At 71.3% G+C, this 23,268-nt stretch carries 22 protein-coding genes and 1 pseudogene; 16 read left to right on the forward strand and 7 right to left on the reverse strand.

The annotated features are described in order from the left end of the window. Window positions 1-9: 9 nt before the first annotated feature. Entirely contained in the window at window positions 10-1,218 is a 1,209-nt protein-coding gene (locus tag AC5L38_RS21830) for an alpha/beta hydrolase family protein (RefSeq protein ID WP_495244670.1), read from the reverse strand. Window positions 1,219-1,655: 437 nt separating this feature from the next. Here AC5L38_RS21830 and AC5L38_RS21835 point away from each other — a divergent pair, with 437 nt between their 5' ends. The 5 genes from AC5L38_RS21835 (at window position 1,656) to sigJ (ending at window position 7,568) form a co-directional block, all read left to right on the forward strand. Further along, the gene (locus AC5L38_RS21835; RefSeq protein WP_495244671.1) at window positions 1,656-1,904 is read left to right on the forward strand and encodes a hypothetical protein; all 249 of its coding nucleotides are present in this window, start codon (window positions 1,656-1,658) and stop codon (window positions 1,902-1,904) included. Further along, window positions 1,897-2,625 carry a sigma factor gene (locus tag AC5L38_RS21840; protein ID WP_495244672.1) on the forward strand — a complete coding sequence of 243 codons (729 nt, stop codon included), beginning with the start codon at window positions 1,897-1,899 and terminating at the stop codon, window positions 2,623-2,625. Before AC5L38_RS21835 ends, AC5L38_RS21840 begins: the two co-directional genes overlap by 8 nt. A gap of 163 nt (window positions 2,626-2,788) precedes the next feature. Beyond that, window positions 2,789-3,850 carry an NAD(P)/FAD-dependent oxidoreductase gene (locus AC5L38_RS21845; protein WP_495244673.1) on the forward strand — a complete coding sequence of 354 codons (1,062 nt, stop codon included), beginning with the start codon at window positions 2,789-2,791 and terminating at the stop codon, window positions 3,848-3,850. A gap of 192 nt (window positions 3,851-4,042) precedes the next feature. Next, a complete protein-coding gene (aceE, locus tag AC5L38_RS21850; RefSeq protein ID WP_495244674.1) occupies window positions 4,043-6,502 on the forward strand; it encodes a pyruvate dehydrogenase (acetyl-transferring), homodimeric type in 2,460 nt (819 codons plus the stop codon). 133 nt (window positions 6,503-6,635) lie between these two features. Then, window positions 6,636-7,568, forward strand: a complete 933-nt coding sequence (sigJ, locus tag AC5L38_RS21855) for an RNA polymerase sigma factor SigJ (protein WP_495244675.1) — start codon at window positions 6,636-6,638, stop codon at window positions 7,566-7,568. Window positions 7,569-7,759: 191 nt separating this feature from the next. On the opposite strand, the gene AC5L38_RS21860 is transcribed toward sigJ, so the two are convergent. The 3 genes from AC5L38_RS21860 to AC5L38_RS21870 all read right to left on the reverse strand — a co-directional run bounded on the left by AC5L38_RS21860 (window position 7,760) and on the right by AC5L38_RS21870 (window position 11,140). After that, the gene (locus AC5L38_RS21860; RefSeq protein WP_495244676.1) at window positions 7,760-8,833 is read right to left on the reverse strand and encodes an NAD(P)/FAD-dependent oxidoreductase; all 1,074 of its coding nucleotides are present in this window, start codon (window positions 8,831-8,833) and stop codon (window positions 7,760-7,762) included. Window positions 8,834-8,835: 2 nt separating this feature from the next. Then, complete coding sequence (locus AC5L38_RS21865) at window positions 8,836-10,227, reverse strand: cytochrome b (RefSeq protein WP_495244677.1); 1,392 nt, start codon at window positions 10,225-10,227, stop codon at window positions 8,836-8,838. Between the two features lie 229 nt (window positions 10,228-10,456). Continuing rightward, a complete protein-coding gene (locus tag AC5L38_RS21870) occupies window positions 10,457-11,140 on the reverse strand; it encodes a hemerythrin domain-containing protein (RefSeq protein ID WP_495244678.1) in 684 nt (227 codons plus the stop codon). Between the two features lie 935 nt (window positions 11,141-12,075). Between AC5L38_RS21870 and AC5L38_RS21875 the strand changes: the two genes are divergently transcribed. The 8 genes from AC5L38_RS21875 (at window position 12,076) to AC5L38_RS21910 (ending at window position 18,405) form a co-directional block, all read left to right on the forward strand. Beyond that, window positions 12,076-12,588 (forward strand): RrF2 family transcriptional regulator, encoded by a 513-nt coding sequence (locus AC5L38_RS21875; protein ID WP_495244847.1) that lies wholly within the window; start codon window positions 12,076-12,078, stop codon window positions 12,586-12,588. A gap of 222 nt (window positions 12,589-12,810) precedes the next feature. Beyond that, window positions 12,811-12,957, forward strand: coding sequence for a thymidylate synthase (locus AC5L38_RS21880; protein ID WP_495244679.1), 147 nt, complete (start codon window positions 12,811-12,813; stop codon window positions 12,955-12,957). Between the two features lie 209 nt (window positions 12,958-13,166). Then, entirely contained in the window at window positions 13,167-13,535 is a 369-nt protein-coding gene (locus tag AC5L38_RS21885) for a response regulator transcription factor (RefSeq protein ID WP_495244680.1), read from the forward strand. Continuing rightward, a complete protein-coding gene (locus tag AC5L38_RS21890) occupies window positions 13,528-15,306 on the forward strand; it encodes a sensor histidine kinase (RefSeq protein WP_495244681.1) in 1,779 nt (592 codons plus the stop codon). The genes AC5L38_RS21885 and AC5L38_RS21890 overlap by 8 nt, the downstream gene beginning before the upstream one ends. Continuing rightward, the gene (locus AC5L38_RS21895; protein WP_495244682.1) at window positions 15,278-15,967 is read left to right on the forward strand and encodes a response regulator transcription factor; all 690 of its coding nucleotides are present in this window, start codon (window positions 15,278-15,280) and stop codon (window positions 15,965-15,967) included. Before AC5L38_RS21890 ends, AC5L38_RS21895 begins: the two co-directional genes overlap by 29 nt. Window positions 15,968-16,077: 110 nt before the next feature. Then, window positions 16,078-17,007, forward strand: coding sequence for a hypothetical protein (locus AC5L38_RS21900; protein WP_495244683.1), 930 nt, complete (start codon window positions 16,078-16,080; stop codon window positions 17,005-17,007). A 104-nt stretch (window positions 17,008-17,111) separates the two neighbouring features. Then, complete coding sequence (locus tag AC5L38_RS21905) at window positions 17,112-17,717, forward strand: LGFP repeat-containing protein (RefSeq protein ID WP_495244684.1); 606 nt, start codon at window positions 17,112-17,114, stop codon at window positions 17,715-17,717. Window positions 17,718-17,754: 37 nt separating this feature from the next. Then, complete coding sequence (locus tag AC5L38_RS21910) at window positions 17,755-18,405, forward strand: peptidoglycan-binding domain-containing protein (RefSeq protein ID WP_495244685.1); 651 nt, start codon at window positions 17,755-17,757, stop codon at window positions 18,403-18,405. Here AC5L38_RS21910 and AC5L38_RS21915 read toward each other — a convergent pair. Continuing rightward, a complete protein-coding gene (locus AC5L38_RS21915) occupies window positions 18,380-18,673 on the reverse strand; it encodes a hypothetical protein (protein WP_495244686.1) in 294 nt (97 codons plus the stop codon). The two genes, AC5L38_RS21910 and AC5L38_RS21915, sit on opposite strands and share 26 nt — an antisense overlap. Window positions 18,674-19,037: 364 nt before the next feature. Here AC5L38_RS21915 and AC5L38_RS21920 point away from each other — a divergent pair, with 364 nt between their 5' ends. Beyond that, window positions 19,038-20,414, forward strand: coding sequence for an NADP-dependent succinic semialdehyde dehydrogenase (locus tag AC5L38_RS21920; protein WP_495244687.1), 1,377 nt, complete (start codon window positions 19,038-19,040; stop codon window positions 20,412-20,414). A gap of 261 nt (window positions 20,415-20,675) precedes the next feature. Here the strand turns inward: AC5L38_RS21920 and AC5L38_RS21925 are convergent, their stop codons facing one another. After that, entirely contained in the window at window positions 20,676-21,191 is a 516-nt protein-coding gene (locus AC5L38_RS21925; protein ID WP_495244688.1) for a GbsR/MarR family transcriptional regulator, read from the reverse strand. An 80-nt stretch (window positions 21,192-21,271) separates the two neighbouring features. Here AC5L38_RS21925 and AC5L38_RS21930 point away from each other — a divergent pair, with 80 nt between their 5' ends. Together AC5L38_RS21930 and AC5L38_RS21935 are read left to right on the forward strand one after the other, a co-directional pair. Further along, a complete protein-coding gene (locus AC5L38_RS21930; protein WP_495244689.1) occupies window positions 21,272-22,087 on the forward strand; it encodes a class I SAM-dependent methyltransferase in 816 nt (271 codons plus the stop codon). Window positions 22,088-22,327: 240 nt separating this feature from the next. After that, window positions 22,328-23,101, forward strand: a complete 774-nt coding sequence (locus tag AC5L38_RS21935; RefSeq protein ID WP_495244690.1) for a class I SAM-dependent methyltransferase — start codon at window positions 22,328-22,330, stop codon at window positions 23,099-23,101. 6 nt (window positions 23,102-23,107) lie between these two features. Here the strand turns inward: AC5L38_RS21935 and AC5L38_RS21940 are convergent. After that, window positions 23,108-23,257, reverse strand: a pseudogene (locus tag AC5L38_RS21940) (IS982 family transposase); the annotation flags it as partial. Window positions 23,258-23,268: the final 11 nt, after the last annotated feature.

A 23,268-nucleotide genomic window follows, 5' to 3' on the forward strand; every position in this document is an offset into this window, starting at 1 on the left:
GGCCCGCCGCTAACGGGTCCTGTGCCTGTCGAGCCAGTCGATGACGTCGGTGGCCGCGCCGCCTTGGCCGCGGGGGGTCAGCACGGAGTAGTGGTCCTCGCCCGGGTAGAGACGGAACTCGGCCGCGGTGCCGGCCGCGCGGGCGTTGCGGACCGCCTGCCTGGTCACCGCCACCTTGATGGACGGGTCCCGGTCGCCCTGGAGCAGCAGCATCGGGCCCGGAGTCCTCCCGCGCGGCACGCTCTGCGCGTCCAGCCAACCCTGCAGCCGCAGCGCCGCCTCAGGGGTCTGCGGGGTGAACTGGTAGTCGTTCAGCTTGTCGCCGAGGTCGGCCGAGAAGTCCTCCCAGATCTTCGCGGTGCAGTCCGTCTCCACCTTGGGCAGCATGGCCATCGCCTGACCGCCGAGGAACCGCTCGTACCGCAGTCCGGTGTGCACGGTCTTCAGGCCGTGCAGGGCCAGCAGGTAGAAGCCACGGTCCACCGGAGAGGGCGAACCGTAGTTGTAGGCCTGCCCGACGTCGGTCACCGGCGCCAGCCCGACCGTGCCCCGGAAGTCGAGACCTTTGCCCCAGCTCCTGGAGAGTTCCCCGGCGGCGATGGCGGCCTGCCCGCCCTGGGAGTGCCCGACGGCGAACCACGAGGTCGACAGGGTCGAATCGGCCTGGACCGCCGCGCGAACGGCGTCGATCACGCCACGGCCCTCGCTGTCGGCCACGATGTAGGGATGCTCACCGGCGGTGCCCAGACCCTCGTAGTCGGTCGCGGCCACCGCGTAACCGGCCTTCAGCAGCTCCGCGACCAGAGCGCCGTAACCGTACAGGTCGACCTTGCCGTCCTTGTTCGGCACGCTGGACGGGGCGCACCGGTCGCTGATGCCGCTGGACCCGTGTGCCCATGACACCACCGGCCAGCCTCCCTCGGGGGCCCTGCCCTTCGGCTTGAGAAGCGCTCCGCCGACCACGATGTCCTCACCGCTCAGCGACCGGGACCGGTAGGTGATCCGATCCGCCCGCCCGGCCACCGAGCCGAGCACCGGGTCGAGGTCGGCGATGGCCCTGGCCGACACCAGGCGCCCCGGGACTTCGGGGCCGCCCGCCGTCCGCGCCGTGGTCGTGGCGTTTCCACCGCCGGCGTGGGCCGGGGGCGCGATCCCCCCGGACAGGGTCGCGGCCACGGCCACGCTGAGCGCGGTGGCTCGGAACATCCTGGCTCGCATCGGATCATCTCCTGCGTTCGTCCGGTCGCTGTTCGCGAATCCGGGGTCGTTGTCACCGTCAGTACGGGAGAGGAAGGGGCCGACGGGCCTCACGAGATGTGCGCTCGACCACCCGCCCGCCCCTGCCGTCACGAACCCGTGGACGGGCTCGTTCCCGGTGCGGATGCCGGGCTCTGCCCGGCGAGCGGGGTGCTACGGGCGGTGCCGCCCGGATCGCGGCCCACCGGTCGTCGACCGGTTCATGGGATCGACGTCGTGGTCGCCTGCCGTGTCGCACCGGTCCGCACCCGCCCCCTTCCGGCTCCTCGCTCGGTACGACGGGACAGCGCGACGTTATGTGATGATTTTTAAGGTACTTCCGGAAGATCTCGCCGGCTCTCCCGCTTGAGCCCCGCGTGTTCACCTCACTCGGAGGGCCCCTGCGTCGTCGTTAGGACATGAGCCTCACACACCTGTGGAAAGCCCGCCTCCTGCGCGGCGGCCACGCGGACGCGGTGCCGGACCACCTGTCCGGAACGATCCGGGCGGCCGACGGCATGCCCTGCGGCACCGCACTCGGCACCGCACTCGGTGACCGGCCCGGCGCCCGGCGCGACGAGATCGACGACCGGCGCGTCCGCCGGACGCCGGTTCGGCAGCGCCTCCGGGCCGAGCCCGTCCGCCGTCGTCGTGTGCGTCATGTCTGAGCCGCACCGGCCCGTGCGCTGTGCCGACGCGGGGATCAGCGCGATCGTGGGTGAGCGGCGGCTGCTGGGTGAGGTCGCCGAGCGTCTGCTCGGTTCGGCGCGCGACGCCGAGGACGTGGTGCGGGAGACCTACGCCCGCTGGTACGCGATGCCGGAGGACATGCAGGAGGAGGTCGGCTGGCCGACCGCCTGGCTCGTCAGCGTCACGAGCCGCCTGTGCTGTGACCGGCTGAACAGGGCACGTCCGGGCCCGCCGCACGCGACCGGGCGCCCGCGTCCCGGGGAAGGCGCGGCCGGCGGCCGACCGGCGGACCCTCCGGCGCCCGGCCACCGGCGTGACCGCGTCGTCCAGGTGTTCAAGGACGCCTGCGAGGGGGTGGACGAGGTCGCCGCCTTGACCGCCCTGCTCGCCCCCGACGTCGTCGTGATCACCGACGGCGGCGGCCGGGTCCGCGTCCCGCTGCAGCCGGTCAGCGGCACCGAGCAGGCCGCGCGCTACATCCTCGATCTGTTCGGCGGGCAGGCCGACGTGACCCTTGTGGAAGCGTCGATCAACGGCGGCCCGGGGCTCGTCGTCCGCGTGGCCGGCACCACGGCCGCGGTCGTCGTCCTGCACCTCTGCGGGGGTCTCGTCTCGGACGTGTGGATCGTGATGAACCCTGACAAGCTCGGCGCGTTTCGAGGGCACGAGGACCCCCCGGCGGGCGCGACGCGAACATGACGACGTGAGCCCTGGACGACGTGAGCCGACGTCGTCCAGGGCTCACGTCGGCTCACGTCCCCGCGTCCGCGCCGGCCTGTTCTCCCGCGCCGGTCACGCGCACGTCCTTATACATGGCCGTGCCATCCCGTCGTTAGGTGAAGAGCCTGAAAGGAGACAGGCGGTGGCAAAGCACATTCTGATCGTGGGTGGCGGGTGCGTCGGCACGCACAGTGCCATGAGGCTGCGTAAGCTCATCCGCTCCGGAGAGGCGAGCGTCACGCTGGTGGACCCGCGCGGCTCCACGAACGACCGGCCGATCCTCGCCGGCGTGGCCCGCGGCACGGTCGAGCCGCGCTCCGTGGCCGCCCCGCCCGCAGAGGTGCCCGCAGAGGTGCCCGCAGAGGTGCCCGGGGAGGTGCGGGTGCTGACCGGGCATGTCACGCCGACGGCCCACGAGGCCCGCACCGCCGAATTCCGGCCGGCCCAGGGCCCGGCCAGGGCCATCTTGTACGACATCCTCGTCGTCACGGCCGACCTGATCACCGAGGGGCCGCCCATCCGGGGTCTGGCGGAACACACGATCGGCTGCAAGGACGGCTTCAAGACCGTACACCTGCGCAACCACGTGCTGGCCCAGCTTTCGGCCGCCCGTACCGGCGACGAGCGGGTGAGGCGCAGGGCGCTGACGTTCGTGGTGGTCGGAGGCGGGTTCTCCGGCGTCAGGGCGCTGGCCGAGATGCAGGTGCTGGCCGAGGAGGCCCTGACCGGCCACGAGACGATCGATCTCACCGACCTGAGCTGGACCCTGGTCGAGGCCGGTGACGCCGTCCTGCCCGGACCGCGGGAGATCCTCGCCTGCCGCGCCGCGGACGTGCGGCTCGGCACCCGGCTGACCTCGGCGGCCGGCGGGGTGGCGGTGCTCTCGGACGGGACGAGGCTCGACGCGGGCACCCTGGTGTGGGCCGCGGGTGAGCCGCCGGGCTCGCACGGGGCCGAGGGCGTGCTGCCGGTGGACCGCGGCGGCCGGATCATCACCACCGAGTACCTGACGGTGGCGGGCGTCGCCGACGCGTTCGCGGCCGGTGAGGGCGCCGCCGTGCCGGACCTGACCCGGCCGGGGGAGTTCATCGTGCCCAGCGCCCGGCACGCGGTGCGGCAGGCTCGGTTGCTGGGGCGCAACCTGGTCGCGCACGTGCGGGGCAAGCGGCTCAGGCCGTACCGTCACACCGCTTGGAGCCGGTGAAATTGACACCTCGTGCGGGTCAGGGCCGCGATCGCGGAGGGCGTGAGGGGATCGTCTCGTCCGCCCGGCCGTTCGACGAGATCGTCACGCCGCCGGATCCGATCATGGAGCGGGAGTCGTGTGACAGGTTTCACCGGTACATAATTGCGGCGAAAACATCCTATGACCAATCATAGGATGTTTAATGGTGGTATGGAGAAGGACGTTGACCCGCAGGAAACCGCGGAATGGCTGGAATCGCTGGAAGCGGTCCGCCGGGCGGCAGGTCCGGAACGGGCCGAATACCTGCTGAAGCGGCTCGCCACGAGCAGCCGGTACATCAACACCGTGCCCACGTCCGAGGAGCCCGGCTACCCCGGCGACCTCGAACTGGAGGAGCGGATCGCGGCCTACGACCGGTGGAACGCGGCGGCGATGATCACCAGGGGCAGCCGGCTCGGGCTCGGCGGCCATCTGGCCACCTACGCCTCGGCCGCCTGGCTCTACGAGGTCGGATTCAACCATTTCTTCCACGGCGGCCACGACCAGGTGTACTTCCAGGGCCACGCGTCCCCGGGCGTCTACGCCCGCGCGTTCCTGGAGGGACGGCTGACCGAGGAGCAGCTCGACCTGTTCCGGCGCGAGCCCGAGGGCGGGCTGCCGTCGTACCCGCACCCACGGAGCATGCGCGAATTCTGGCAGTTCCCCACGGTGTCCATGGGCCTCGGGCCGCTCAACGCGATCTACCAGGCCAGGTTCAACCGCTACCTTCACAACCGCGGCATCAAGGACACCTCGCCCAGCCACGTATGGGCCTTCCTCGGCGACGGCGAGATGGACGAGCCCGAGTCGACGGCGGCCCTCACCCTGGCCGCCCGCGAAGGGCTGGACAACCTGACCTTCGTGATCAACTGCAACCTGCAGCGGCTCGACGGACCGGTGCGCGGCAACACCCGCATCGTGCAGGAGCTCGAAGGCGTCTTCAGGGGCGCGGGCTGGCACGTCGTCAAGGCGCTGTGGGGCGCCGAATGGGACGGGCTGCTCGGTTCGGAGGAGCTGGTGTCGCGGCTGGGCGAGATACCGGACGGGCAGTTCCAGACCTTCGCCACCTCGACCGGGGACTACATCAGGCAGCGTCTGTTCCACGGGCTGGACGTGCCGTACTCCGACGAGGACCTGCGGCGCGTCGTCGGCGGCTCGCGGGCCGGCCACGAGCCGCGCAAGGTGCACGCCGCCTACCGCCGGGCCCTCGACCACCGGGGCGCGCCCACGGTGATCCTCGTGCAGACCGTCAAGGGGTGGACGCTCGGAGCAGGCGTGGAGGCGCGCAACGCCAACCACCAGATGAAGAAACTCACCCAGGAGGAGTTCCGGGCGCTGCGTGACCGGCTCGGGCTGCCGGTGCCGGACGAGGCACTCGACGCGGACCTGCCGCCGTACCTGCACCCCGGGGCCGACTCGCCCGAGGTCCGCTACGTGGCCGAGCGCCGCCGCGCACTGGGCGGGCCCGTCCCCCGCCGGACCGTCTCCCACCGGCCGCTGCCCGCGCCGGCCGAGGGGCCGTTCCGGTCCCTGGAGAAGGGCTCCAAGCAGCCGATGGCCACCACGATGGCCTTCGTCCGCCTGGTCAAGAACCTCATGAAGGAGCCGGAGACCGGGCGCCGCTGGGTGCCCATCGTCCCCGACGAGGCCAGGACCTTCGGCATGGAGTCGCTGTTCCCCACCGCCAGGATCTACTCGCCGCTGGGCCAGCGTTACGAATCGGTCGACCGGGACCTGCTGCTGTCCTACCAGGAGGCGGTCGACGGCCAGCTCCTGATCGAGGGCATCACCGAGGCGGGGTCGATGGCCTCGTTCACGGCCGCCGCCTCCAGCTACGCCACCCACGGCGAGGCCATGATCCCGTTCTACATCTTCTACTCGATGTTCGGCTGGCAGCGGACCGGCGACCAGATGTGGGCGCTGGCCGACCAGCTCGGCCGCGGATTCCTGATCGGCGCCACCGCGGGACGGACCACGATGACCGGCGAGGGGCTGCAGCACGGCGACGGGCACTCCCAGCTGATCGCCTCCACCAACCCCGCGTGCCTCGCCTACGACCCCGCCTTCGGCTACGAGGTCGCGGAGATCGTGCGCGAAGGACTCCGGCGCATGTACGGGCCCGACGGCGAGGACGTCTTCTACTACCTCACCCTCTACAACGAGCCGCTCCCCCAGCCCGCGATGCCCGAGGGCGTGCGCGAGGGCATCCTCAAGGGCATTTACCGCTACTCCAGCGGCGGCGGCCAGGCCCACCTGCTCGCCAGCGGCACCGCGATCCACTGGGCGCTGGCCGCGCAGCGGCTGCTCCAGGAGGAGTACGGCGTGGGCGTCGACGTCTGGTCGGTCACCTCGTGGAGCGAGCTGCGCCGCGACGCGATGACCTCCACCACGGTGCCCTACCTGCGGCAGGCCCTGGCCGGGACCGAGGGCCCGGTGATCGCGGTCAGCGACTGGATGCGCGCCGTGCCGGACCAGATCAGCCCGTGGATCGACCGGCCGTGGACCTCCCTCGGCACCGACGGGTTCGGCCTCTCCGGCACCCGGGAGTCCGTACGCGAGCACTTCGGCGTCGACCCGCGTTCGATCGCCGACGCCGTGCTCAAGTCCGTCGAGGAGGCCGGCCGGAGGTGACCGGCACCGGCTCGACCGGCACCGGCTCCCCAGCTCGCGAGAGGTCTCCTCGGACCGTGCGCGATACGCGTCCCCTCCCCCGCCTGCCCTTTCGAGCTCCTCACATTCGCCCCGGCAATATCGTCATAGGTGCATGACAGACGAAGTACGGCGGGGGGTGCGGATCCTCGACGACACGGCTCCCGCCGAGCGCCGGACCCTGTTGGGGCTCGCCTATCGGATGCTCGGTTCCGCGCACGACGCCGAGGACGTCGTGCAGGAGGCGTACTCACGCTGGTACGCGATGGCCGAGCTGGAGCGGCGCGAGATCAGGTCGCCCGTCGCGTGGCTGAGCAGGGTGACGAGCCGGATCTGCCTGGATCACCTGACGTCGGCCCGGGTGCGGCGCGAACACTACGTGGGCGAGTGGATACCCGAGCCTCTGCGCGACCACGGCGACTGGGCCGGCGCCGCCGGTTCGATGGCCGACCCCGCCGACCAGATGACGCTGCGGGAGTCGGTCAGCATGGGCATGCTGATGGTGCTGGAGACGGTCACACCCGCCGAACGTGTCGTGTTCGTGCTGCACGACGTCTTCGGCATGCCGTTCACCGAGATAGCCGAGGTGGCCGGCCGCAGTCCGGCGGCCTGCCGCCAGCTCGCCGTCAGCGCACGGCGCAGGCTGGCCGGGGAACGGGCCCGCCCGGCCGGCGACGCCGGGCGGCACCGCGAGGTCATCTCCGCGTTCAGGCGGGCCTGCGAGAGCGGGGACATCGACGCCCTGGTCGCCACGCTGGATCGCGGCGTGGTCGTTCACTCCGACGGGGGCGGCAAGGCGCACGCCGCCCTGCGCCCGGTCGTCGGCGCCCAGAAGGTGGCCCGCCTGTTCCTCGGCCTGCTGCGCAGGCAACCGGGCATGGAGTTCAGCGAAGAGGACGTCAACGGACGGCCCGGCGCCGTCATCCGCAGGGATGGCGTCATCGTGGTGGTGGTCGCGACCGAGACCCGCGACGAGGTGCTCACCCGGATATGGATGGTCGTCAACCCCGACAAGCTGCACGCCTGGACAGGCCAGGGAACCGGCTGAGACTTCCGCGGCCTTCCTTAGGGCTCGTGGCCGGAGCGTGCAGCCGACCTCACCGGCGCCACGCCGCCGGGTCAAGGAGGGCCCGCCGACCTGGGTCCGCAGCCCTCCACCGGACGGCCGCCGACGCCTCCCCCGCGTTCCCTGTTTCCCACCCTTCGCGCGAAGGGCGGGGTCCCGATGTTCCGACGACGTCAGGCCGCGTACAGCGGCTGCTCCGGCGTGCGGATCCGGTGCCGGTACGGTCGGCGCGAGCCGTAGCCGAGGGAGGCCGCGACGTTGGCGCCCGCCAGCCTGCCCTGACCCAGCGCGTGCTGCGCGCTCATCGGGGCGATCCTGCCGCGCCGGGTGGGGTCAGGGACGGCGGCCACGTCGCCGCAGGCGTAGACGCCCGGAACGCCGGGTACGGCGAGGTACTCGTCCACCCTGATCCTGCCCTGCTCGGCCGCGAGCCCGAGGTTGACCACGAGCGGATCGGGACGCACCCCGAAGCTCCACACGATCGTGCGGGTGGGAACGAACTCGCCGTCGGTGAGCCGCAGTCCCCGTGAGGTGAGCTGGCCGATCGAGGTCCGCGTCCGGACCTCCACCCCCTGCGACCGCAGCAGCCGCGCCGTGGTCCTGGACAGGCGGTGCCGTACGTCAGGCAGCAGCCGCTCGGCGGGATCGGCCAGGATCCAGCGGATCGGCTGCCGGCGCAGCCGCGAACGGTGACGGGCGATCGACTGGGACAGCGACTGCCCGGCCGAGGCCGCCGCCGTACCCGCGTATCCCGCGCCGAGCACGACGAACGTGCAGCACGCCGCGCGTTCGAAGGGGTCGGTGCTCGTGGCCGCCAGGGAGAGCTGCCGGTGGATGTGGTCGCGCAGCTGGAGGGCCTGGCCGACGTTGTGGAAGCCGACGCTGTGCGCCGAGATCGCGGAAGCGTGGGCGACCTCGCTCACGCCTCCCGCCGAGATGATCAGCCGGTCGTAGTCCAGCACGCCGTGCTCGTGAAGGACGCGCCGGGCATGGGTGTCGATGTGGGTGACCGTGCCGAGCACCACCCGCACCCGCGGCAGCGTCGCGGCCAGCGGCCTGCTCACCCGGTCCGGGTCGAGCAGGCCCGTCATCAGCCGCGGGAGCGACTCCGGGGGCAGCGTGACGGCGGCCGGATTGACCAGCACGATCTCCACGTCGCCGCCCACCTCGCGGGACAGGGTCAGCGCCGCCTGGTATCCGGCGACCCCCGCTCCGACGATCACCACCTGTGGCCTGTCCGGTGTCATCGTCATCTCCCCGCGGTGATCGTCGGCTCCCGGCGCTCCTGCCGCGCCGGTGCCAGCCGTTCGTGGTATCCGCCGTCCGGGGACCGTGTGATGATCCCGGTCTCCACCCCGTGCTCGGCCACGTGGCGATCCGCCTGCCGGAGTGCGAGGCAGATCCACCGGGTGACGACGAAGGCGATGACGGGGCCGGTGACCACGGCGAACCTGAAGAAGATCGTCACGGCCTCGACGGTGAGGTGGAACCACAGGGCGATCTGGTCGTTGGCCGCGGCCGCCCACAGCAGGCCGTAGAAGGTGACGCCGGCGACCGCGACGGCCGTCCTCACCGGCGTCTCGCGCGGCCGATCGAGCAGGTCGTGCGCGAGCGTCTCGCGGGCCGTGCGGGCCGCGCTCCTGGGCCGGCCCAGCGCGTCGCGGCCGCCGCGACGCGAGACGAGGAAGCGCTCGACCGCCGGGTAGGCGGCCAGGGCGGTGAAGAAGACCCCGGGTATCACCAGTGCGGGGATGAGGACCGCGAGGCTGAGCGTGTGGTCCCCGACGGTGAGCTCCCACCCGGGCATGATCCGGAGGGCGCCGTCGAGGAAACCCATGTACCAGCCGGGAACCGAGCCCGCCGAGATCTGTGTCGGCTTGGCGGGGCCGTACAGCCATACGGGGGCGATCTGGACCCCGAACCCGAGGATGATCAGCATGCCGACCGTCGCGAGTGCCATCGTCGGGCGTGCGCCCCGCCGCGCCGGCAGCGAGGCGACGAACCGTGAGTGGCCGTGCCGCCGCACCAGCAGTTCACGGGCGATCAGCAGTGCGGCCACGACGACCGCGACCAGCAGGTGCCCCCCGTACATGACCGGGACGACCCTGTCGCCGGGGAAGTCCGGGCCGAACAGCAGCGACAGCGCCCAGGTTCCGACCACGGGGACGGACTGCGCGACCGACATGATCAGCCACATGCTGCCCCCCGACAGCATGTCGTCGGGCAGGACGTTGCCGGTCTCGCCCGCGGCCATGCCCAGTGCGAGCAGCGTCACCCAGATCAGCCACTGCCCGGTGCGCGGGCGGCGGAACGCGCCGGTGAGGAACATGCGCAGCAGTTGCGACACGACGGCCGCCACGAAGACGAGCGCCGCCCAGTGGTGCATCTGGCGGATGAGCAGGCCGCCGCGCAGCTCCAGGCTCAGACGCATGGTCGAGTCGAACGCCTCGCTGACGAGGAGCCCGCGCAGCGGGCCGTACGGGCCGTCGTAGGTCACCTGGGACATGCCGGGGTCGTAGAACACCATCAGCACCGTCCCGGTCACCGCCAGGACGGCGAACGACCACACGGCGATCTCCGCGAACATGAACGACCAGTGCGAGAACTGAAATGAGCGGCGCTTGGCCGTCGAGGAAAGCATTCGGGCCCCTAACCTTTGCTTTACTCACATGACGAAACAGAGCCGGCGATTGTGATAGCGATGGCGCGCCGGCGACGGTGACAAGCGTCACTACCGCCGGACCGGCGTCATGAGGGCTGGACGCGACCGCGCCTGAGCGACGGGACGGCCGCCGGAACACCCGCCCCAGGAAACCGCGCGAAACCGATAGAGCCGATGGAGCCGACGCGCGGCACCCTGGCGGGTCGCGTCAGGTGCCGATGCGGGGCGGCGTGGCGGTTCCGTGGACGCGCCTGGCATGGCGTGCGTAGAGGCGGCGCCCGATGACCGGCATGAGCAGGCGGAGCGGGCCCGGGACCTCCATGAGCACCCTCCTGACCACCTCGGGATCGCCCTCGTACATCACCATGCCGAAGACGAGCGGCAGTTCCCTCTTCGGGGTCCTGGCCACCCCGTGCTCGCCGAGCCGGTTCCACTCCGCGGCGGTGACGTACTTCTCGGCCAGCGGCAGGATCTCCCTCTCCTCCATCCTCATGTGCTCCAGGATCACGGTCAGCAGCCCGTCGAAGACCTCCGCGAGCTCGGCACCGCCCCGCCCGGTGGAACGCCAGCGGGGAAGGAGCCCCGTCACCCGCGCGTGGGCCCTCTCGATGGCGTGGTGCTGCTCCTCCATCACGGGCACGATGGCCGCGGTCTCCTCGCCGCCGCGCTCAAGGAGCGTCGGCCACAACACCTGGTCCTCGCCCTCGTGGTGCAGGTGCAGGACGCGGCACACCAGCTCGGCGTGGGCTCCGACGACCCCGGCTCGCCGGACGTCGCCCGGCGCGACGCCGGAGACGAGCCTCGGGAGCAGCTTGAACTCGCGCCGCATCGCGGTGTGCGCCATGTACATGTCGCGGACATCGGCCATGGGCCCCTCGGGGATCGCATGCATCAAAACCTCCATGTATCGCTTTGACGGATTTGATTTCAGGCTGTGCGAGGGCGGGAGGAACTCCTCCTCGATCGCCGGTAGCCGGAAAAACAATCAGCCATCAACCATCAACAGGAACAAAGAACTGACGAGGTGAACCATTGCGTGTAGGTGTTGTTCGTCGCACGCGAGGGTCGAACAGCCGCCTCGAATCGTCGGGATCGTCACGGGTCGCGTGCGGCCTCGCGGTCGATCGAGGTGAGCGTGCCGACCCTGCCCTCGCACTTCGTCGCCCTCTCTCACGCTCCTCACCCGGTACGACGACACAGGGCGGTGCTTTGTGATGATCTGGTCAGGGTCGCCGGCCCGTGGCGAGCGCCTCGGCATGGGCGTCCGCAGCCGGATCGGCGCCTGACCCCGCCGGGCTTCGCCCTCGCCGGTCGACGAGGCTCGCTCGGGGAGATCGCCCCGAGCCGGGCGGCCGAGCGCTTCGAGCCGTGTCGTCCCGGATCAGGAATATCCGTCCAGCACCATCACACGAGGACGTCCTGTCTCGTCGTGTTGAGTACGAGCGCAGGCATCGGCCCGCCTCGTCACGTCGACCGGAACGGGAACGGCACTTTGATGTCCCTGAAGAACGTCAAGAAGGTCAACCCAGGCGTCGCCACGGCTGATGTGATGGTTTCGGCGATCACGGCGGGCACTGCCCAGCCGGCTTTCGCGTCCGTGGCGGCAGCCGCGAACAACCAGCCCTGCGCCCGGCCACCTGACCGACCGGCCCACAGCCACGGCATCGAGCGCACGGCCCGTCAGGGCCGTCGGCACGCGCACGCCGAACCAGGGTCTCTCACGGGGCCGGAACGGGAAATCCTCGGCCCGCCTCGACCGGGCGTTCCACCGTGTCGCCGGGACACTCGGCGGACCGGCAGGGGGTGCGGCGGAGTGAACACGTGAAGATGTCCAGCGGGGTCGAGTGGGCACTGCACTGCTGTGTCGTCCTGACCACGGTGCGAGAACCGGTGCCGGCCGCGCGGCTGGCGCGGTTGCACGACGTCTCACCCAGTTACCTCGCCAAGCAACTTCAAGCCCTCTCGCGCGCCGGACTCGTCCACTCGGTCCAGGGCAAGGCGGGCGGCTACCTCCTCACCCGCTCCCCCGAGCTGATCACGGTGCTCGACGTCGTCGAGGCCGTCGACGGGCCGGGCTCGCCCTTCGTCTGCACCGAGATCCGCCGGCGCGGCCCGCTGGCCGCCGCTCCACAGGCCTGCACCACGCCCTGTCCCATCTCCCGCGCCATGGCCGGTGCCGAGGCGGCCTGGCGGGAGGCCCTTCGCTCCGTCTCCGTGAGCGATCTGGCCCACGACGTCGGCTCCGGCCTCGGCCCCGGCGCACTGGCCGGGATCAGGACCTGGCTGGACGCGGGCGAGGCCGGACCGGGATCCCTGGCCCGGGATTTCCAGGCGATTTGAGCCGGCCCGGCCCTTCACCCGGAAAAGCACCCTTGAGCTGGAAGGATCGACGGCTGTGGCGGACGCCCAGTACGAAAACCTGTTGCGGCTGGTGCTCACCGGCGGGACGGCCAAAGCCGACCGCCCTGCTCACGCACATGGTGGCGCAGCAGGTCGGCCTCGAACCGGGCGACTTTCTGGAACGGCGGCGACTGCCACATCTACGACAACCACGTCGAGCAGGTGACCCGGCAGCTCTCACGCACCCCGTTCGAGTTCCCCGAGCTGCGCCTACGCCGGGCCGACTCGCTTTTCGACTACACCTACGCCGATGTGAGAATGCTCGGCTACCGTCATCACCCGGCCATCAAAGCCCCCGTGGCGGTGTGAACGCCGGGCCGGTCTGTGAACCACGCGGTCGGTGAACCACGCGGTCGGTGAACCACGCGGTCCGCGAACCGCGCCGGGATCGCCGACGGTGACGCACTGCGGCGCGGTTCGGGCCGCGCCGCGGGAACCCCGGCGTGCGCCGGGCCGCCGGGTCGCGCATCGGGGCCAGCACGGATGCGCGAAACGACGGAACGCGTCACAGTTACGCTGTGCCCCCAGAACGTCTGCTGATCGTCGACGACGACCCGGTCTTCCGTGCCGTCGCCCGTGACCTGCTCGACGGCGAACGGTTCGCCGTCGTCGGCGAGGCGGCGAGCGGCTCCGGCGGGCTCGACGCGATGCGGCGGCTGAGCCCGGACGTGGTCCTGCTGGACATCCAGCTGCCCGACGCCAGTGGATTCGACGTCTGTCCCGCGATGGTGGACCGCGGCGCGGCCGTCGTACTCACCTCGATCAGGGACGCCTCGTCCTACGGACCGCTCGTCGGGCGGAGCGGGGCCCGGGGCTTCGTGCTCAAGGACCACCTGTCCGTCGCGGCCCTTTCCGCGGTTCTCGGCGAGAGCGGGCCGAGTGGCTGACGCGCTGACGGAAGGGCGGCGCCGGTGGTGGGAGTCCGACACGGTGATCTGGTCCGTCGCGGCGGCCGGGCTCCTTCTCGGCACCTACACGACCACCGCCGCCGCCCTGTATCCGGGGGCCGCCCCCTTCCGCGTCGTCATGCACGCGGTGACCGGCGTCCTGTACCTGTCGGCCGGCGTCGTCGCGCACTACAGGTACAGCGCGAACGCCATCGGCCCGATGATGCTGGTCGCCGGGATCGCGATGTTCGCCGAGGACCTCCAGCTGTCGAAGGAGGCGTGGCCGCACACGATCGGCCAGTTCCTGGTCGCCTCCTCCGGCGTCGTGGTCACGCATCTGATCCTGATGTTCCCCACCGGGCGGCTGGAGACGCGGGTCCAGAAGGCCCTGATGGCCGTCGCCTACGCGTTCGCGGCCCAGCTGGGCGTCGCGGTGGCCCTCTTCATGGACCAGACGTTGAACGACGACCACACCCCGCCGGGCATGCTGCTGGTCAGCGATCACCTGGTGGTCGGCGGGCTGGCCGAATCCTCCTCCAAGGCCGCCGGCGCGGTCGTGGCCGTCGGGCTGATCGTCGTGCTCCTGCGCCGCTGGATCACCGGGCGCCTGCTGATGCGCCGGCTCCTGGCACCGGTGATCCTGCTCGTGCTGGCCACCGGGTTCGTCACGGCGGCCGGGCTGATCCTGCACGCCGATCTGTTGCCCGGGACCCGCGCGGTTCGCGACGGGCACCTGCCGTTCTACGACGTCCTGTACGCCTCGGTCCCCTTGGCCCTGCTCGCCGGCACCCTGTACTTCTATCTCGGCAACGGCGCGGTCAACCGGTTGCTCAACGAGATGCGCGCCCTGACCCGGGCCGGCGACGTCGAGAAGCTGCTGGCGAGGTCACTGCGCGACGATTCGCTGCGTCTCGCCTACCCCGCGCCGGCCGGTTTCCTGGACGCCGCGGGAGCCCTGGTGAAGGTCGAGCCGTGGCAGGCGGTGACCTCGGTCGGCGGCCCGCGCGGGGCGGTGCTGATCCATGACGCGCTGCTGCGGGAGGACCCGAAGGTCCTGGACGTCGTGGCGGCCGCGGTCGGTCTGGCACTGACGAACCAGTCGCTGTCGGCGACGGTGGAAGCCCAGCTCCAGGAGGTGCGCCGGAGCCGGGCGCGCATCCTCGCGGCGGCCGACACGGAACGCAAACGCATCGAGCGCAACCTGCACGACGGGGCGCAGCCGTTGCTGACGGCGGCCAAGTTACGCATCGACATGGCCCGCGGCGCGCTCAGGACCGACCCGGACAAGGCCGACGAGCGGCTCGTCCAGGCGCTCGAGAACGTGCAGCGGTCGATCGAGGAGATCCGGATCCTGGCGAGCGGCCTCTACCCGCAGCTGCTGACCACGGCCGGCCTCGTGACGGCCGTACGGGAACTGGGGCGGCAGTGCCCCCTCCCGGTCACCCTGGAGCTGGACGCGCTGCCGAGACTGGATCCGCTGACCGAGGCGTCGGTCTACTTCGTCGCCGCCGAAGGGCTGACGAACGCGATGAAGCACGCGCACGCGACGCGTGCCCGCATCCAGGCGCGGGTGAGCGGCGCCGACGTGACCCTGAGCGTCGTCGACGACGGCCGGGGCGGCGCCACCGTCTCGCCCGGCTCGGGCCTGGCGCGGCTGGCCGACCGGGTCGCGGCGGCGGGCGGCAAACTGACGTTGTCCAGTCCCGCGGGCGGCGGGACCACTCTTGAGGCGGTAATCCCCCGTGAACCTCCAGCACCCACCCCTGCCTGACCCGGCGGCTCCCCGGGTCGTCGTCGCCGAGGACTCCCCGCTGCTGCGCGAACTGTTCGTCGACGCGTTACGCGAATCGGGCATCGACGTGGTGGCCGACGCCGGCGACGGGCCCGGCCTGATGGACGCCGTGGCGCGGCATCGGCCGGAGGTAGCGGTGATCGACATCCGGATGCCACCGCTGGGCGAGACGCAGGGACTGCGCTCGGCGGTGGAGCTGCGCGCCGCCGACCCGCGCCTGGGCGTGCTCCTGCTGTCGTCGCAGCTGCAGACCCGCGACCTGTTCACCCTGATGGGCAGGGGCGGCCGCGGCGTCGGCTACCTGCTGAAGGACAAGGTCGCGGGAGTGGAGGCGCTGGCCGAGGCGGTCCGCCGTGTGCACCGGGGCGAGTACATCGTCGATCCGGACGTGGTGGCCGACATGATGCGCCGCAGGGGCGGCGAACGGCTTCCGCACCTGACACAGCGCGAGAAGGAGATCCTCGCCCTGATGGCCGAGGGCCTGTCGAACAAGGCGATCGCCGCACGGGCGAGGATAGCGCCGCGCACGGTGGAGGCCCACATCAGTCACCTGCTCGACACGCTCGGCCTGCCGCCCGCGCCGGACTACCACCGGCGCGTGCAGGCGGTCCTCGCCTACCTGCGCGGCGAGATCGGCTGACCCTCGCCGCTGGACCGTGCCAACACCTCCGTGCCTGCACGCATGTGCGACGGCCGTCCTCGCCCGACCATGAGAAAGGCGGAACGACACCAACAGGCGGGAGAGATCGGATGCCGGACCCAAGCAAGCCGGGCGCACGCAAGACCCGGACCGCGAAACTCAGGATCGCCCTGCTCGCGGCGGCGGTCACGGCGGGGGCGCTCGCCGGTCCCGCGCGGTTCACGGCGGCCGCCACGCAGGCCTTCGACACCTGTCCTCAGGGCTACGTGTGGCGGGAGGCCATCGCGGGCGACCACGTCTGCGTCTACCCGATCCGCCGTCAGCAGGCCCGCGACGACAACAGGCTGGCCGCCGGCAGGAGCGGCGGCGCCGGGAACTGCCGCAACGGCTTCGTCTGGCGCGAGGTCGTTCCCAGCGACCACGTCTGCGTCATCCCCGCGCGGCGCACCGAGACCTGGCACGACAACGCGCAGGCGGCCGGACGCGTCCGCGAGGCGTCGCTGGACGCCACCTCCGCGACCGCGACCCTGCCGCCCGCGGCCCTGAAGGGACTGGTCACCAAGAAGTTCGGCGAGCTCGTCAGGGGCCGGAACCCCGACGTCGGCATCCGGGGAAGACTCGGGAAGATCTCTGTCGTCAGCGACACCAGCGACGGGTTCGAGGGGCCGCGCAACCGCGTCGTCCGGATCGGCATCCACGGTTTCGTCAGCGTGTCCGTCGTCCCCGACCCGGAGTTCTACGTCGAACTGGACCTGCGGATCCGCTCGGTCCCGAAGGGCGGCGGCGCCGACATCGTCGCCGGGCTCACCCACCTGCGCGTCCACACCTCGGGGGTCGGCCACGGCACGCTGCTGAGGAAACTGCGCGGCGGCATCACCGACGCGTTCGCCCGGCCGGTGTCCTTCGCCCACATCCCGTCGGGCACGGACTTCGTCACCGCCGGGGTCCCGCTGAACGCGAGCCTGAAGCTCTACTTCAAGAACACCGTGCCCGGCCGCGTCGCGGCCGGCATCACGCAGCGGAAGCTCGACGACGTGTAGGACGCGCACGGCCGGTTGCCGCGCCCGCGAGCAGGTACGGAAGCAAGCCACCGGTCCCGGCGAGCACGGGCCCGACCGGAACACACCACACCAAGGAGAAGATCATGAAACGCGTCGCCCTCGGAACGGCCGCACTCGTGGCCGCCGGACTCACCGTCTCCGTCCCGGCCCCCGCGCGGGCCGGCGCGTGTGACGCCTCGCTGGTGGCGGGGCCGGGCAGCCTCATCGGCGGCCTGTGGCGCTCCAGCGGTGGCGAGAACAGCGTCTACGGCTGCCCCGTCACCAGGGAGCTCGGCTACCCCGACAAGAGAGGATCTTGGCAGCGCTTTCGCAACGGCCGGATCGGCTGGTCCCCGAACCTCGGGAACGGCACCCTGGTTCGCGTCTACGCGAAGGGCGGCGACATCGTCTTCAAGTGGAGCGGCCTGGGCCGCGACTGGGACTTCTTCAAAGTCCGCTGGAGCAGGAACGGCGGCAAGGTGACCGGGATCAATGTCGGCCGGCTGTCGCCGTGGAGCGGCCAGTACCTGATGTCGCCGCCGTCGAACTGCGTCGGACAGGGCGGCGAGGAGGTGTGCGCCACCACCAACGGCCACCTGGTCGAGACGTTCGCCTTCACCGTCCAGGGCTGCGACAGGACCGGGGTGTTGCGGCTCCTGTCCGACTGCGGCCCCTGGAGCATTCCCGCCTCCATCGGCATCGCCCGCTGATCCGGGGACCGAGGTGTTCAGGTGGACAGCGGGAATCGTGATCCTGGGCGTTCTGCTCCTGGGCTCGGGGCTCGTTCCCAGGACACTCATCGACGCCGGGCCGAGCGGCTGCCCGCCCTTGCGGGCAGGCCAGGCCGACCCGATCGACGGGAAGGACTGCGTGCGCGCGCTCCAGCGGAAACTGCGCGACAGAGGCTACCCGGACCAGCGGGTTGACGGCAGGTTCGGGCCGCGTACCAGGGCGAACGTGATGGCTTTCCAGAGGGCCGCCGGGCTGCGGCCGGACGGCGTGGCCGGTGCGCGGACCCTGGCGGCGTTGATCGGCGGCTCCGTGCCATCGGCTCTCTCCGGGCTGGACCTGGGCCCGCCGGACTGCCGGGGCGAGGTCTGCCGTTTCGTCGTACCCCGGGGTGCCACCCATCAGGTGGGGAACTGGCTGGCGAACAATCCCGGCCTCGCCGTGAACGCGTCCGTCGACCTGCTCGCCCTCCGGGTGTGCGGCGCGGCCAGGATCACGGTGATCGCCAGATCCGGCTGCGAGAGACTGGTGGAGAGAAAAGCCGGTGATTTCATCGCGACGCTCGTGTCGGCCGCCAGGAAGAACGCCTGCGTGCGGATCTCCGTCGGCCTTCCCCGCGGCGGGGACTCCGATTCCCTCGGGTTCACCTCCGTGACATGCCGGAACTGAGCCGGAGGCGCATCGCCCCGGTGAGGAACGCGAGTGTCCGCGCCAGGCTCATGACGGCTGCCGCGCGGTCCCGCCCCGCCGGCGGCTTTCGGGCGCGTCGCGGGCCGGCGATGCCGTCCCGGTCGTACAGGGTCCATCCCAGGCCCCAGCCGTCGGCGCTGACGGTCCACTTGTCCGGCACGTCGACCTCACGGCGCTGCATCGCCGCCACGGCCTGGGCCGACATGACGCGGGTGCCGTCGGGGGCGAGGCCGCCGTCCAGGTGCATCCGGGCGAATCGGGCGAGGTCCCCGGCGGAGACGATGACCGCCAGGACTCCTGCCGCGCTGATCGTGAAAGCGGAGCCGACGCCCGCCTGCTCGGCGGGGACGCCGCGACCAACCGTCCGGCCGGCACATCGCCACAGCCGGGCCGGCGGCGCGGTGAGAGCGAACCAGGCCGACGCCCGGTGAAACAGCCGGTGGAACTAGGGTCGGATCGCTTGCGCAGATGAGGACAAGGCGTTACCTCGCCATTGCACCGCGCCCCTGCCGCGTCACTAGGCTGAATCGGGGTCCCGTTTCGGGTGCTCCCTGATCGCTCGGCCGCGTCGGCGGCCGGGCGAGTGCTCGGACGAGCGGAGGGGGCCAGTCATGGCCATCGCCACGATCAATCCCGCGACCGGGGAGACGGTCAGGACCTTCGAAGAGCTGAGCGAGGCCGAGGTCCAGCAGAAGATCGGCCTCGCGTACGAGCGGTGGCGGACCTACCGCGCCACGAGTTTCGAGGAGCGGGCCGGGTGGATGCGCGCCGCCGCCGACCTGTTCGAGAAGGAGGCCGACCTCTCGGCGGAGCTGATGACCACGGAGATGGGCAAGACGCTGGCCGCGGCCCGGAGTGAGGCGCTCAAGTGCGCGCACGGCATGCGCTACTACGCCGACCACGCGGCCGGGTTCCTGGCCGACGAGCCGCTGGCCGACCCGTCGCAGGTCGGGGCACGGCGTGCCCTGGGTCGCTATCAGCCGCTGGGCCCGGTGCTGGCGGTGATGCCGTGGAACTTCCCGATGTGGCAGGTGATGCGGTTCGCCGCCCCGGCGCTGATGGCGGGCAACGTCGGGCTGCTCAAGCACGCCTCCAACGTGCCGCAGTGCGCGCTGTACCTGCAGGACGTCTTTCGCCGCGGCGGGTTCCCGGACGGCTGCTTCCAGACGTTGCTGATCTCCTCCCGGCGGGTGGAGCCGATCCTGCGCGATCCCCGGGTGGCCGCCGCGACGCTGACCGGCAGCGAGCCGGCCGGCCGTTCGGTGGCGGCGATCTGCGGCGACGAGGTCAAGCACACGGTGCTGGAGCTGGGCGGCAGCGACCCGTTCATCGTGATGCCCTCGGCGGACCTGGACCGCGCCGCCGCGACCGCGGTGGAGGCGCGGGTGCAGAACAACGGGCAGTCCTGCATCGCGGCCAAGAGGTTCATCGTGCACGCCGACGTCTTCGACGCCTTCGCCGACAGGTTCGTCTCCCGCATGCTCGAACTGACGGTGGGAGATCCCTTCGAGGCGTCCACCGACGTCGGGCCGGTGGCCACCGAGCAGGGCCGGGCCGACATCGAGGAGATCGTGGACGACGCCGTTTCCGCCGGTGCCACCGTGCTGTGCGGCGGACGGCGGCCGGACGGGCCGGGCTGGTTCTACCCGCCCACGGTGATCACCGACATCAGCCGTGACATGCGCATCTACCTGGAGGAGGTGTTCGGCCCGGTGGCCTCGCTGTATCGGGTGGCCGACATCGAGGAGGCCCTGCGGATCGCCAACGCCACCACCTTCGGGCTGGGATCCAACGCCTGGAGCGACGACGAGGCCGAGCAGGAGCGCTTCATCCGCGACCTGGAGGCCGGCCAGGTCTTCATCAACGGCAAGACCGTCTCCTACCCCGAGTTGCCGTTCGGCGGGATCAAGCGCTCCGGCTACGGCCGTGAGCTCTCCGCCCACGGCATCCGGGAGTTCTGCAACCTCAAGACGGTCTGGATCGGCTGATCCGGCGGCGCGGCGGCCCGGGCGCGGCACAGCGGGGGTCTCGTCATGCCACGCACCCCGATCATCGGGTCGATCGGCCGGCGGCCGGGAGGATCGAGGAGACGAAAGGCGACGAAAGGCGACGCCTCCTCTGCCGTCCGCCCGAGGCGCCCTTTTTCCGCACCGCCCCGCATCGACCTGATGGAAAATCCGGCGGATACGGCCCTGGACTCCAAAATCCCTGGAAGAGTACGGCCGCGAACGCTCGCGCCACCGGCGCATTCACGGCGCGCGCCTGTGACCGGGCTCGCGTTCAGCCTCCTGGAGTTGTTCGGCCTCCTGGAGTTGCTGCCACTTCGCCATCGACCGCTTGATCTCCTCGCGTACGAACGCGAAGAACCGTCGGGTCTCCTCCAGCCGCCGTCCGGCGGGAGAGTCGGGACCCAGGACCGCGATGCCCTCGCCGGCGCCTTCCTGCAGCCGGGCCAGCACCGGGTCGGACTGGCTGACGTAGTGGCTCCAGGTGTGCTCGTGGATACGGCAGAAGTCGTGTCGGCTACCGGGTTCGCGGCCGCGTTCGACCAGTCGCACCTGCACCAGGTACTTGACCGCCCCCGAGACCGCTGACGCGCCGACGCCCAGTCGCCCGGCGAGTTCGGCGGCCGACAGCTTGCCGGAGTCGGCGACCAGCAGTGCGGCGTATACGCGCGAGGCCATCCGGGGCATGCCGGATTCGACCATGATCTGCGCGAACCGTTCCTGGTAGTCGGCAGTGGCACTCTCGTCCGCTTGTGTCACTGAAGCTCCTCATCTGCTGTTGGTCGTGGAAAGTGTTCACGAACTTCACGAAATTCGTGAAATGTGCCTAGTGTAGCTGTATGGGAGACACCGAACTCGTCGGAGCGCAGCAGACCCTGAGACCCGTCCTCAAGGCCAAAGCGCTGGACAACCGGTTACCGGACCCGATCCTCGGTGACGGGTACGCCGAGCAGGCGATGCGCCGCCTCGACCCCGGCTACGACAAACGCAGATTCGGCACCAGCCAGATAGGCCTCGCCGCCGTGGTGCGCGCCAAGGCCCACGACGACTGGGCGCGAAGCTTCCTCGCCGATCACCCTGACGCGGTGGTGCTGCACCTGGGCTGCGGCCTCGACGCCCGGGTGTACCGGATCGACCCGCCCGCCACCGTCGACTGGTACGACCTGGACTATCGATCCGTCATCGACCTGCGGCGGCGATTCCTGCCGCCACGCGAGCACTACACCCTGATCGACTCCAGTGTCACCGACCTGACCTGGCTGGAACGCGTTCCCCGCGGCCGGCCGGTGCTGATGATCGCCGAGGGATTGGTGCCCTATCTGACCGAGACCGACGTCCGGCGGCTGCTGATCGGCGTCGTCGAAGCCTTTCCCGCCGGACAGATACAGTTCGACACGGTGTCGGTCTGGGCGTGGCGCACCTCGAAATGGCATCCCGTGCTGCGCAGGTACGGCACCCAGTTCCACTGCGGCTTCAACGACCCGGCAGAGCCGGCCGGTTGGCACCCGCGGCTCGAATACGTCGACGAGGCGCCGATGACGGACTCGCCGGTGCTGATGGCCAAGGCGCCCGCGAACGTGCGCCGCGTGTACCGCGTCATGAATCTGCTGCCGGGCATGAAGCGGTCCACCCGCATCGTGCGGTTCCGCTTCTGACACGGCCGACGGCCGCTACCGTGGCCGTTCGCCGCGTCGACGTCCTGGCCGGACCAGCGCATCCCCGGCACCGCCCGCCGTCCGGGACACCCGAACCGGTGCACTCGCCAGCCGACCGCCAAGACCCGCGAGCAGCTCGGCCGCACTCACCCGCCCGCGCGGCCGTAGGCGCTCATCGAGGAGAACGCCGGAGCCATGGACCTCCGATGCGCGGGCTCAAGGCGATATACGGTCGTTTCCATGGTTGACGCAATGTTCGGGCATCCGCGCCTCGCCGCCATCTACGACCCGCTCGATCCGGACCGCGGCGATCTCGACGCGTATCTCGCGATGGCGCGGGAGTTCGGCGCGCGGTCCGTGCTGGACATCGGGTGCGGTACGGGCGTGTTCGCGCTGCTGCTCGCCGGGCGCGGGATCACGGTCACCGGGATCGATCCCGCGCGGGCGTCCGTCGACGTCGCGCGCGGCAAGCCGGGCGCGGAGCGGGTGTGCTGGCTCGACGGCGACGCGGGCGACCTGCCGCCCATGCGGGTCGACCTGGTGACGATGACCGGGAACGTCGCCCAGGCGATCGCCGATCCGCGGGCATGGCGCAGGACGCTGCGCGGCGCGTACGAGGCGCTGCGGCCCGGCGGGCGGCTCGTCTTCGAGACGCGTGATCCGGCGCGGCGCGTGTGGGAGGAGTGGGCGGGGTGGACGCGCGAGAGCACGTACCGCGTGACGGACATTCCGGGCGTCGGCCGCGTCGAGACCTGGGCCGAGCTGACGGAGGTGAGCCTGCCTCTGGTGAGCTTCCGGGGCACGCACGTGTTCGCCGCGGACGGTGAGGTACTGACCTCGGATTCGACACTTCGCTTCCGCGAACGCGGGGAGATCGAGCGGGACCTGCACGAGCACGGCTTCGTCGTCGAGGACGTACGCGACGCGCCCGACCGGCCGGGCGGGGAGTTCGTGTTCGTGGCGCGGCGCGACACCGCGGAGCCCCTCCCTCCCCGGAACGCTCTGGACGAGTGAGTCCGGTCAGTGGTCGTAGGCGATCGATGACCGGGTGGCGGGCCGGCCGGTGGCGCGGTTGTGCCGGATCGCGGCTGTCAACGCCAGGATCCGCCGGGCGACGCGGGCCGCGACGCCCGGCGGACCACGCCCGCCGTGCGATTCCCGGCCGAGCCGGAACCGCCCTG

This window comes from Streptosporangium nanhuense (assembly GCF_059358815.1).